This window comes from Qipengyuania psychrotolerans (assembly GCF_019711355.1).
Taxonomy (GTDB): domain Bacteria; phylum Pseudomonadota; class Alphaproteobacteria; order Sphingomonadales; family Sphingomonadaceae; genus Qipengyuania; species Qipengyuania psychrotolerans.
In genome coordinates this window covers 138,452-151,412 of record NZ_CP081297.1, presented here as the reverse complement: position 1 = coordinate 151,412, position 12,961 = coordinate 138,452, and the positions used below count along the sequence as shown (strand labels likewise).

Annotated in this window: 3 protein-coding genes; all 3 read right to left on the bottom strand. The window is 61.0% G+C overall.

Annotation, left to right across the window (positions count from 1 at the left end; genetic code table 11):
- Positions 1-10: 10 nt before the first annotated feature.
- From K3166_RS00730 to K3166_RS00720, 3 genes are read right to left on the bottom strand one after another with little or no spacing between them, the layout of a single operon-like run.
- Positions 11-1,414 (bottom strand): TolC family protein, encoded by a 1,404-nt coding sequence (locus K3166_RS00730; protein WP_247714673.1) that lies wholly within the window; start codon positions 1,412-1,414, stop codon positions 11-13.
- Positions 1,415-1,429: 15 nt separating this feature from the next.
- Positions 1,430-2,134: an OmpA family protein gene (locus K3166_RS00725; RefSeq protein WP_221422810.1), complete on the bottom strand. Its 705-nt coding sequence runs from the start codon at positions 2,132-2,134 to the stop codon at positions 1,430-1,432.
- 36 nt (positions 2,135-2,170) lie between these two features.
- Positions 2,171-12,892 (bottom strand): beta strand repeat-containing protein, encoded by a 10,722-nt coding sequence (locus tag K3166_RS00720; protein ID WP_221422809.1) that lies wholly within the window; start codon positions 12,890-12,892, stop codon positions 2,171-2,173.
- Between the last annotated feature and the right edge of the window lie 69 nt (positions 12,893-12,961).

Below are 12,961 nucleotides of genomic sequence, written 5' to 3'. Positions count from 1 at the left end.
TTTCTGCGTCCTACTCCCCGTCGACGCGCCGTTGCAATTCGGCTTCGACAGGAGGTCCAAAATCGAACCTGTCTCGTTCCTGCTCGCCCGAACCTGCACCTGGTGCGATGCTCAGTGCGTCGAGGAAGTTGTTCGTAGCAGCCAGCGTCTGGTACTGCGCGAACAATTGCGAGAAGCGTGCCGTTTCGAGACGAACCTGGGTGTTAAACCTAGTGTTTTGTGCATCGAGCACATCGAGCAATGAACGGCGCCCGATGTTGAACTGGCTACGGTAGGAAAGCAGCAGATCGTCGCTCACCTGGCTCTGGCGGGCCAGCTGTTCCGCAATGCGGCGCTGCGTGTCGAGGCGCTGCCATGCAAGACGGACATCTTCTTCCGCTTCGCGCTGGCGATCATGCAGGGCGTAGCGCGCGAGGCTGGCCTGACGCACATTTTCCTGCAGCTTGGCACGGTTGATGCCGCCATCGAATACATCCCAGCGCAGCACAACGCGTGCCTGGATGTCGGTAGTTTCACCGCGGAAACCGTCGATGTCTTCACCGGTACGGCCGCGTGCCTCGATACCAATCGTCGGCCACAGGTCACCTTCTGCGGAATCGACGAGGCCGTTGGCTGCATCCACATCCGCCTGTGCTTCGCGCACCAGCGGGTTGTTGAGGCGGGCCATGCCGATTGCCGAGGGAAGATCCGGCGGCATGGCACTGGCAAGGTTCGGCGGCACGGCCGCAGCCGAAACGTCGAGTCCGGTCAGGCGGCGCAGCGAAATATAGGCATTCTCGAGGTCGAGATTGGCTTCTTCACTGCGTACGAGAGCCGATTGCAGGCGCTCTTCAGCTTGCTGCCGGTCTGCAATCGAGATCGAACCTTCATCGACGCCGCGCGACAGATCGCCCACCAGAACCTGGTGGAATGCCGCATTGTCCTGCGCAGCCGCTACGACACGCTGCTGGAGCAGGATGTCGAGATACTGCCGCGCAATCTGCAGGGCGATAAACTCGGAGCGTTCCAGAACACGGAGCGAAGCTCCGTCGACGCGGGCAGCCTGGCGATGCAATTCGCCTTGGCGGCGGCCGAAGTCGAACACTGTCCACTCACCGGTAATGCCGGCTTCGAGCGGATAGAGTTCATTGTCGGAAATGCCGAGCTGGCGGCGCGTCTGGTTCTCCAGACGTCGAATCCCGGCACTGGCCTCGATGCTGACACGCGGCAGGAACAGGCCCTGCGCCTGGCGGCGCTCGAACTCGATCGCCTCCTTGTTGTACTGTGCCTGGAGGATTTCCGGGTTCGACTGCATGGCGATCGAAATCGCTTCCTGCATCGAGATAGCCTCAGCCGAGGCATCTTGCGCGATTGCCGACGGTGCGGCGCCTGCAAGCAGGAGCGCTGCGGTCATAGTCAGGGTCTTCTTATACATTTTTCGTCCCCCCTCTTATTCGCTGATCTGGATTTCGACGCGGCGGTTCTGCAACTCGCGCACGCCATCGGCGGTTGGCACACGGGGTGATGCTTCACCCAGTGCCTCGGTGGAAATGCTGGCAGCCGGAATGCCCCGACTCGCCATCAGATTGGCCACCGCCTCGGCACGCCGCAATGACAGGCCTTCGTTATAGGCATTGCTGCCCGCACGGTCGGTGTGGCCGACCACGGTAAACGCACGCCAGTTACAGGCAGGCGCGTTCTCGACGACATATTGGACTGTCTCAACTGCATCCTGCTGCGGTGTGGCGGAATCGAACTCGAAGAATATCAGTCCGGGCGCCTCGCGGTTGCAGACCTCTGGCTGAGGTGCCGGCTCAGGCGCGGCCTCGACACGCGGCTGCGGCATGCGCTGCATCATGTCATAGGCAAGCGCGCAGCGCGATATGCTGGTCTCGTCCTTGGTGTTCGACTTGAGGAAGCCGAGTGCAATTCCGCACTGGGCTTTGGCCTCGCTCGCCCAAGTGTACCGTGGGTCGTTGGCAGACACGGCAGAGCTGTCATTGGTCAATGACAGACCGGCATCGTAACGCCGCTGGACTTCGCTGCGAAGCTCGCCCCCTTCCATCGCCATCAGGTTATCCTGCGCGTAAACCGCAGTAGGCATAATGCCCGCTGCGGCTCCGGCCAGCGCGATAAACGCCGTTATATTTTTCATTGCAAGTTCCCCTGTTGCATATTTTTCTCTGGGTTATCACGCTGCACTGCCGACAAGCGCTGCGGCTTCGTCGAGCTGGTCGGTCGTAGTAAAACCGCCCATCATTCCCATTTCGGTGCCGGTGTGGAGCATAGTGTCCAGCAGGCCTTGGGCAGGCATCATCACGCCATCGCTTGAAGCAGCGGCCAATTCGTTGCCCGGTGCATAGTGCGATACAAGCGCATCGATGCCGGCCTCTGCGGCGATGTCCTGGATGGCTTCTGCGACAGTCGGCTTGCTGTCGACGGATGCGATATCCGCAGGGGCAGCCGAAGCTTCCATCAGCAGCAGCGCTTCCATCGCACCGCTCGCGCCAGCGAAGGAGGCATCAAGTCCGCCAAATGCACCTGGCTGCTCTGCTCCGCCAAATTCGGAAGCGGTCAGGGCGGAATAATCGATGCCGCTGTCAGCAGGATCCGCGGCGAAGAACGCCGGAGCGCCGTCGCTGACGGATCCGCTCGACAGGATGTTGGCTTCGAAGCCCGCATCCGCAATGTCACCGCCGACCGGCGAGGCGAAATCCATTCCGCTGTCGAGCTGCGGCATTTCACGTCCCAGATCGAGCGGGGCCGCCTGCACTTCGAAAACTGTCTCATGGCCTTCCAGACCGTTAGCAGCTTCGAACTGCATTGCCGCTGCACCCAATAGTTCGGGCATTGCGAAACCAGTCGCCATTGCAGCGACCGTAGCCATCTCGGCAGTCCGCACTTCGCTGCGCATCATGCCTGCACCAAGTGACCCGGTACCTGCGGCCGGCAGGAAGCCGAAGCTGCCAGCCGTGTCATTATCGTTGACGACGAGATCCAGGAGGTCGTCCTTGATCGCGATCTCTTCCATCACCGTGACCGGGCTTGCGTCCGGAGTGCTGGCGGTGATCGTGATATCGCCTGTGGTCGAGACATCCCCGTCGCCATCGACGACTTCTACCGGAATATCCCAAGTGACTGGATCGGTTGTAATCGTGCTGGCACCGAAGCCGCCCACCTGGAAGGTATCGCCTCCAGCGTGCGTGTATTCGACGCTGTTATAACCGTCGTCGGTGAACACTGCGATCTGTGTGCCGATCTGGCTTTGACCGGGATCACCTTCGAGATTGGCGACATCGACTGTGCCGTCATTGTTGAAGGTGACGGTGAAGCTGCGGCCGTTGATCAGGTAAGTGCCGCTGGTGGTGATCAGCGATTCACCGCCGGGTCCTTCGTAGGCAACGCCGCGATAGGTGATTGCCACGCCGGTGATCGTGTCGAGATTGCCGTCGCCAACGATATTGTTGCCGTCCAGATCGTCAAACGCGGCGATATTGACCGTGGAACCACTTGTCGATTTGAACAGGGCAGTTGCGCCGTTCACGGTGTAGTGACCGTCGAACACGTGGTCCCTGTTTGCCGCACCGGCATAGTCGTTCTGGGTCGAATCTGCAGGATTGCCCCGTAGATCGGTCACGAAGTCGACGCGGAATGTTTCTCCGCCCCCGACCGACGCGCCGCCGCCAACACCGCCAGAGTTGGCAGTGGAGTTGATGGTGCCGCCATCGGCACCATTGATTGCCGGCGTCAGCAAGAGATCCTGGCTGTCGTCGTCGATCGGATTGATCACGCTATCGCCGATGGGCACGAAGCCGGTCCAGCTGCCGTTCCCGCCAACGAACTGTGCAGTCAGCGGATTGAACGTGATATCGCTCGTGGAGTCGATCGAACCGTCCATGTCGACCGTATAGGTTCCGTCAGCCGGGTTCAGGGTGACCGTGAAGATCGTGTCACCGCCAGTTGTCACGCCGCGCAGTGTCTGATCATCGTCGAGCACGTAGGTGATCGTCTGGAAGCTGGAAGTCAGACCGCTGTCTGTGCCGTCAAGCGAAGGCGAGAAGCGGACTGTTCCGGCGCCATCGGCACCGTAGTTGTCGACCACGCTGCCATCGACATCGAGATCGTAGGGACCCGAAACTGCGGACGGACCATTTACGATGTCATCGGCAGCCTCCGGCACCACTGCGTAAGGTACGTCGTCAACGATATCGACTGTGATGTCGCCCGTTGTCGTGTTCCCGTTCGCGTCGGTCGCGGTGTAGGTAAAGGTTTCCGCTTCAAGCGCCGTGGTGACGCCATCGTTTGCGGCCGGATTGGTCGTGAACGGTGCGGTCAGCGTATAGGTGAACTCACCGCTCGTCTCATTGATGACCAGCGTGCCGTAAGTGCCCGCAATCGTGGTAAAGCCGCCTGCCGAGGTGCCGCCTGCGATGGAGTAACCCGTCGCTCCGGCCACACTCACCTGACCTGTCGAAGTTTCCGTTGTCTGCGAAGGGTCGGAACCCGTGACGCTGCCAGCAGCAACATCGCCCACATCGATTGTCGTATCGAGCGCTTCCTCGAACACGGTCACGCTTGCGTCGTCGCCGACCAGTGTGACGTTGTCGATCGAGAAAGTCAGGGTCGCAGTCGTGGTGTCACCATCTGCATCCTGGATCGTGTAGGTGAACGTATCGGTTTCGTTTTGCGTGATCGAATCGGTAGCAACCGCGTAGGAATAGCTACCGTCTTCGTTGATCGTGAGCGTTCCGAAATCGCCGGTCAGGACGTAATTGCCACCGCCGTCAGCTGCCGTATCGCTGGTGCCCAGGCCGCTGTGCGAAACACCCAGCACCGCAGGCGAACCGAAGCCGTCCGCACCCGGCTGATCGATGCCGGCTGCGCCCGAAGTCGTACCCGTACCGTCCAGCACATTGCCGGTGGCCGTGCCGCCTTCGGTTAGCGAGTCCGTATCCGAGTTTGCAATCGGCGTATCGTCATCGACATTGATCGTCAGCGTGCCGGTTGCAGTATCCGTGTCACCATCGGTTACCGTGTAGGTCAGCGAGAAGCTCTCGTTATTCTCGTCATTACCATCGGCATGCAGGATCGGCAGGTTCTGAGTAACGGTATAAGCGCCGGTTGCCGTGTTCAGCGTAACCGTGAGCACGGTCACGAAACCGCTGCCCTGGTCCTGCTGGATCAGGATGTCATCGCCGGAAGTCACATACTGGAAGCCTGCCGGGGCCCCTGTCGTTTCGAAAGCGATCGAACCGCCATCTTCGCCGAAATCATGCGCCAGAGTACCGCTGGTATTGGCTGCATCGGCGTCGTCCCCGGTGCCGCCGGCGTTGCCGCCCAGCGCGTCATCGTCGAGCAGGACCGTCGGGTTCGTATCCGTGGACGGACCATCGTCTTCGAACGTGATCGCATCGCCGATATTGATCGTTGCAGTATGGGTATCACCGTCGCCATCGGTGGCGGTAGCGGTCAGCGTGACGAGGCCAGCCGAGCCGAGGCCCGTAGCATCGTCCGGATCCGTGCCATCGGCATGAACTACAGCGCGCTGCTGGTCGAGCGTGACGGTGCCATCAGCATCCACGCTCAGTGTGAAGACCGTGTCGCCGGTTGCGGCATCAAGCGCATCCGTGCCTTCGCGGCCGACGACTACGCCAGCTTCGAGGAACAGGAAGACCGAATTGCCGGTCGCGGTATCGACAAGGCCGCTATCCGCGCCACTAGCCGAAATACCCAGGTCATAGCTTTCGCCCCCGCCGACCGAGCCGGGACCGTCTGCACCGAAATCGAAGGTGAAGACATCGCCAAACTCGCCGGTTGCGTCCGTGCCGAGATCCGTTTCGTCAACGATCAGGGCGGGTGCAACGCCGGTCACCGTCACATCGGGACCGTCATCGGCGAAGCGGATGTTGCCGCCAAGGTCGAGCAGGACAGTTTCGCTGGCAGTATCGCCGTCGCCATCTTCGATGGTCGCAGTACCGCGCAGCGTAACAAGGCCGGTTGCGAGGGTTTCCAGCTGGTTGTCGTAATCGGTCGCATCGCCGGGAAGATCGTGATCGATTTCCTCGAACTGCGTCAGAGTGACTACGCCGGTGCCGGCATCGACCGCGATGGTGAACACCAGCGTGCCGCCTGCGCGGCCTTCGACCACGCCGCCGACAAGGCTGAGCGAAATATCGACGCCGTCGCTGGTGAGGCCCGAAGCCGCTGCATCGACCACCAGGTCGTAAGCCCACGAAATGCTGCCTTCGCCGTCTGCGCCGTAGCTTGAGCTGGCAACGCTGAAGGCACCGCCGAAGTCGGCAGTCGACACGTCGGTATCGCTACCGCCGACCGTGTCCGCATCCTGCGTCGTGAGCAGCACGGTGTCGAGGTCGACGACTGTAGCGTCGATTGCCGGACCGTCATCGCGGAATGCGAATGCACCGCCGATATCGGCCGTTGCCGTGTCCGTATCGCCGTCACCGTCGGTGACAGTCGCGGTCAGCGTGACGAGATCATCAGCCAATCCGCCGGTTACATCATCCGGATCCGTATCATCGGCATGAACCACGGCACGAAGCTGGGTGAGCGTGACAGTCCCGTCGGCGGCCACTTCGATCGTGAATACCAGATCGCCAGTGCCATCCGTGCGGCCTTCGATCGTCGAACCGTTCATGGTCACGACTACGTCTTCGCCGGTTGCAGTGTCGACCAGCGAGGTCGCCGAACCAGTCAGGCCCAGGGTGTAGGCACCGACACTGCCCGCACCGTCTGCATTGTAATCGGGAGTGAAAAGGCCGGAGAGGTTGGCGCTGTCGGCAAGTCCGAGATTGGTTTCATCAACCTCGATCAAACCAGCTGTTGGGGCCACGGCCTCAATGGTCGGCCTGTCATCCGATACGCGCACCAGCACGCCGCCGATTGCAGTGTCGCCATCAACATCGGTTGCGACGACGTCGACTGAGCCAAGGACGCTTAGGTCATCAATCAAGGGATTGGGGTGACCCAGGTAGTTGTCTTCAAGCGTCGCGGTCACGGTGGCGTCATTGCCATTTACCGTGAGCTCGAGCGTTACAACCAGGCGGCCGCCATCCGAGCCTGTGATCGTGTTGTCATCGACACGGACCCAAGTAAGCCCGCCGAGAAGGCCAGAGGTGTCGCCAAAGACAATCGAAGTAAACGGATCGGAGCCTGGCACGAAGTTGATCGTATCAGCATCAAAATCAGGGCCTGCAGGAGTGCTTCCGTCCGCAAGGTTCTGGTCATCGAGATTAAGAATGATCGGTGCCGGATCAGCAGGATCGGTGCCGTCTTCGATGTTGATCGGCTGCGTGGCGGTGTCGGTATCACCGTCTCCATCGGTCAGCGTATAGGTGAAGTCGGCGGAGATTGCGCCGCCCGACTGATCGAGCCCCGGATTGGGATTGAACGACCAGTTGCCGTCCATATCGATGGTGTAGGTGCCGTTGGCCGTCACCAGTGTTGCATCGGTACCGTCCTGGGGCACGACGACTGTCTGGGCGCCCACGGTAATCGCAGTGACGGTTGCTCCGTCCGCGCCTTCGGTATCGGGCGTGCCGTCGGTCATGACGTTGCCAGTAATGTCGGCAGCGTCTTCGGCGACGGTGACCAGAGTCTGGTCGGTGGCATTCGGGACATCGTCCACGATTTCGACATTGATCGTGCCGGTGTCGATCAGGTTGCCCAGATCGTCGCGCACTTCGTATGTGAAGGCCTCTTCACCGGTGACAGTGTTCGTGCCGTTGTCGCCGCCCTGGTCAGGAAGAAGGCTGTCGCCATCAACCGGAGCGGTCAGCGTGTAAGTGTACTCGCCAGTGACACTGTCGAGTGTGAGCGTGCCGTAAGTGCCGGTCGCGCTGGATGTCAGCGTATAGGTCAGCGTACCTGCTGCACCGGTGACGGTGATCTGGCCGTCAGCGTCGATTTCGCTGTCGGTCGCGCCAGCGCTGCCGATCCCGTCGAGGCCGGCTTCGTTGACGGTCGCTTCGTCATCTTCGGCCCGGCCTGCGACATTGCTGATGTCGATCACCAGCGTCGCCTCGGCGATATCGCCGTCCGCATCGATGATCTGATAGATGAAGGTGTCCGTGGTGTCGGAGTTGGTCGAGTTGGCGAAGCTCTGGTAGGTATAGCTGCCATCTGCCAGCACGGTGAGCGTACCCAGCGCCGAGGAGACCGTGAACGGCCCAGTGTTGTCGCTGTCATTAGTACCAACGCTTGTCACCCCGATGATGCCTGCAAGACCGTCAGCCCCGCCAGCATCAATGCCTGCACCATCGTCATCGGTCAGGATATTGCCGGTGACAGTGGCACCTTCAGTGACCGAATTGGTGTTGTTGGTCGCGGTAGGCGCATCGTCATCGAAGGTAATGCCGAGGTTGGTCGTCGTGACATCGCCGTCGCTGTCGGTGACCGTAAAGTCGAGCGAAGCGAACGCATCGTTCTCGTCAGCGCCGTCAGCATGCAGGACATTATCGACCAGTGTTACCGTGTAAGCGCCCGTCGCCGTGTCCGTGATTTCCACGGTGAAAAGCACGCCGCGCGGCCCGGTGGCGGTAAGCGTGGTGCCGGTAACCGAATAGGTCACCATTTCCGTGCCGACCATTGCTGTCGAACCGTCGAGTGCCGGATCGAAGCCGATCACTGCGGGGCCGTCATTGCCGACACTGAAATCGAGCAGGCCGGTGAAGCTTGCTTCGCTGGTGTCGGCAGGATCGTCGTTCGCGTTGGCGTCGAGATCGCCTGTCGTGGAATCCGGGTTGCCGCCAACAAGGCCGTCGTCATCAACGGCAGCCGCGACCTGGCCGCCTTGCGGTTCGGAATCGGGCTGAAGGGTGACGGTCACTGTCGCCGTCGAACTGTCGCCGTCATTGTCGGTAATGGTGTAGGTGAAGCTGTCCGTCAGATCGCCGTTGCTGCCTGCGCCCGGTGCCGGGACGTAGGTGAAAAGGCCGGTTGCCGGGTCATAGGTTGCCGTACCCTGGCTACCCTGTGTCGCGACGACAACGCTGGCAATATCCGTGATGTCGACGCCGTCCGCCCCAAATACGTCATTGCCAAGCGCGTCGATCACGATCGGATCGTTTTCATTGACCTGGCCTGCGGCGTCATCATTGGCAGTCGGAACATCATCGATGACCTGAACGTCGAGCGAGGCGGTATCTTGCGAACCGTCAGTATCCGTCGCGACAACTTCGAAGCTGTCGACGAGGCTGTCTTCGCCCGAAACCGTGTGATCGAGCGTGTTGTCCGACAGTTCGTATTCGTAGGAAACGGTCGCCGAAACCACATCGCCATTGGCGTCCGTCGTGACAGTCACGCCAGTGATGCTGACTGTTCCGAAATCGCCAGTGACGGTGATCGGATAGGTCTGGCCAGCGCCCCAAACGGCGGTTCCGCCTACAGTGAGGTTGGTCAGTCCGTCAGGGCTATCGACCGTGAAGGTGCCGCCCTGGACCAGGGCGCCTGCATCTGGCGAAGAGCCGTCGGCAAGGTCGTCTTCGTCGACGATTTCTTCCGGGCCGCTCAGGTCGAGACCATTGATAGTCACGATGTCGTTCGCGCCGTTGATGGTGATCGTCAGCGTGGTGGTGCTGGTATCTCCGTCACCGTCAAGGACCGTATAGGTGAAGACTTCGGTCAGGCTCTCGGTCGAATCCAGGCCCTGAACAAGCGGGTTCTGGTTGTCGAGTTCGTAGGTGTAAGTGCCGTCATCTTCCAGAACCAGCGAACCATAGGCCCCTGCGAGCGCGACGCCCACCGTGCCAGAGGTTGCTCCGAAACCGACTGCAGAAACGAGGGCCCCGTCGGCGCCTTCGGTATCGGCACCATTATCGCCGTTGGCTTCTGCATCGGTGATGACATTGCCTGTTGCGATCAACGGTCCATCTTCGGTCACGCTGTCAGTGTCGGCAACGGCGGTCGGAACATCGTCCACGATGTCGATCTGCAATGTGCCGCCAGTCGTGTCCCCATCCTGGTCGGTCACGGTCACGGCGAATGCGTCGAATGTATCGTCGCCGCTGGTATTGGTGGTCAGCTCGTATGTGTAGCCAATCGCGCCATCGGCGATCGATGTGATCGTGAGCGTGCCGAAGCTGCCAGTGATCGTTTGCCCTACTGCAGTCACGGTATCGCCGCCGAGCGTGATCACAGCCGGACCATCGGGGGCGGTATAGGTGAAGGTTCCGCTGGTGAATTCGCCATCGGTCGCGGCTTCGGAACCGGCTGGAAGGCCAGCTTCGTCAACCAGCGTACCGGCGCCTCCTGCCACAGGCAGATCCAGCGTTACGGGGCTGTCAGCAATTGAAATGACGAGCGTCGCGGTTGCCGTATCGCCGTCACCATCAGTGATGACGTAATCGAAGCTGTCTTCGACGCCGCCCGGAGTATCCGCATCGCGGGTGTAGCTGTATGTGCCGTCGGCAGCGATCGTCAGGGTGCCGTAGAGGCCCTGGATCGTGGAGTCTGCCGCGCCAGAGCCGCCTGCGCCGGTGTACGAAGTAACGCTGGCGCCGTCGGCACCTTGCGTGTCGTTGCCAAGCACGTTGCCGCCGACCGGGCCATATTCGCCAGCGCCGATGGAATTGGCGTCGTCTTCTGCCGAAGGCGCATCATCGATGATCGCAATGACCAGCGTGGTCGACGCAGTATCGCCGTCGCTGTCGGTGACCGTCAGCGAGAAGCTCTCACTATCCGGATCGGACAGCGTGTTGTCGGTCAGTTCATAGGTATAGGTGTAGACGCCGCCCGTAAGGGTGACGGTCAAAACGCCGCTGGTGGTGGTGACCGAACCGCCGCCGGTTACATCGACGCCGTCGATAACCAGCGAGGCGATGGTGTCGCCGCCGGTTGCGATATTGATCGTGCCTTCCGCGATCTCGCCATCGCTGGCCGAGTTCGAACCTTCCGGTTCGCCATCGCGTGCACCAAGACCGGATTCCTCGACGTCATTGTCGCCTTGGACCGAGATTTCGGGCGTGGAATCGGGCTGCAGGGTGATCGTCACGGTTGCGGTCGATACATCGCCGTCGCCGTCCATGATCTGGTAGTCGAAAGTTACCGTGCCGGTCTCGCCAGCTGCGGGAGTGTAGGTGAAGGTGCCGTCGCCATTATAGGCCAGGCTGCCTGCACCGCTCAGCGTGCCGTCTACTGCGGCGATCGCATCGAGCTGAACAGAATCCGCCCCTTGGACATCATTGACGAAGACATCGACCGTCACAGGATCGTTCTCGCCGCCCTGCGCAGCACTGTCGTCGTTGGCGGTCGGGACATCGTCGATCACCCCGATGGTGAAAGTGCCGGTTGCGGTATCGCCGTCGAGGTCGGTTACCACCAGTTCGACTTCAAAGCCGGTGTCGTCGCCAGAGGTGTTGTCTTCGAGCGTATAGCTGTAGGTCAGCGTTCCGGCCGCTGCATCGAATGCGGTCACGGTCAGTGTGCCATTGCCGATGACGATAGTCTGACCTGCGCCAGTGATCACCGTGCCGTCCAGCGTTACGCTGGCCACGCCATCGGGCGATACGAAGTTGATCGTTCCGGTGGAAGTTTCGCTGTCGCTGCCAGCGTCCGAACCTTCGGATTCGCCAGAGCGTGCGGGCAGGCCTTCTTCGTCGACGATCGTTGCCGCTTCGCCTTCGGGAAGCAGTGTGATTTCGGGAGTGCTGTCGCCGATAGTGATCGTCAGCGTCGCGCTCGAGGTGCTGCCGTCGGCATCGGTCAGGACATAATCGAAAGCATCCGATACGCCGCCCGGCGCATCGGGGAAGCGGGTGTAGGTGTAGCTGCCATCCGCTTCGAGGACGAGCGTACCGTAATCGCCGTCGATGGTGAGCGATCCGTTGTCGCTGCCGCCGAATGAAACGCCGGTAACCGAAGCTCCGTCAGCGCCTTCTTCGTCAGCGCCAGCTGCGCCGCTATCGGTACCTTCACCGGTCATGACGTTGCCGGCAATCGGGCCGTAGGTGCCAGCGTCCATGCTATCGCTGTCGTCGAGTGCGATAGGCGCATCGTCGACTACGATGATCTGGAGGGTTGCGGTTGCGCTGTCGCCGTCCACATCGACGACCGTCATCACGAACGAACCGTCGACTGTCTCTCCGACCAAGTTGTCCGACAGCGTGTAGCTAAAGCCGATCTCGCCTGTGACGAGGTTGATGCTGGTAATGGTCAGCGTACCGCTATCGCCAACGAATACCTGGCCGATTTCCGTTATTTCGACGCCATTGATCAGGACTGCGGCGACGCCATCGGGCGCATTGAACACGATCGTGCCAGTAGCTGTCTCGGCATTGGTTTCGTCGCGGGTGCCCGGTGTCTCATCGTTGCCGTCAACATTGCGGGCGGGCAGGCCCGCCTCATCCACTCTGGCAATGGCGTTGATCACACCTGCCGGATTGTCCGGAGTTTCGATAACGATGTCGGGATCATTCTCTACGTTGTAGGGAATGACCTCCCGTTCCTTGTCCTCCGGGAAGGCCAGCTGGGTATAGGGAAGCAGGTCACCGATATCGAAAGCGGCCTGGATATTGCCGGGATCGACTTCGAAATTCCCGCCCGAGCTCTGCGGGTCGCCTGCGGCTGGCTGCGGCTCGTTGCCGGTCAGCAGCGCTGCAAGGTTGGCGGCGGGGATGGTAACGCCGTCGAATACGATCTGCGGGACGATGATCGCGCCTTCGGGGATGATGACGCGCGTGCCATCGTCAAGCACTAGGACCAGGTCGCGGCCTTGTGCGGTAAGGGTTTCGAGGGAAGCGCCTTCGGGCAGGACGACGACATTGTTCGCATCCGGCGTCAGCACTATTTCGGCGCGCGCGGCGCCGTCCGGACGGGTTGCGCGGGTGCGCCCTGTATCCGTGTCCTGGCTTTCCTGTGTGTCGGAAAAGTCGCCGTTTTGCTCGAAACTATCCATCATCTCGGTCCTTCTTACAGCCGGGCGGAAGAGCTAATTCCCCTCCAGGACGCGAAAGTGCGAGACTAGGTG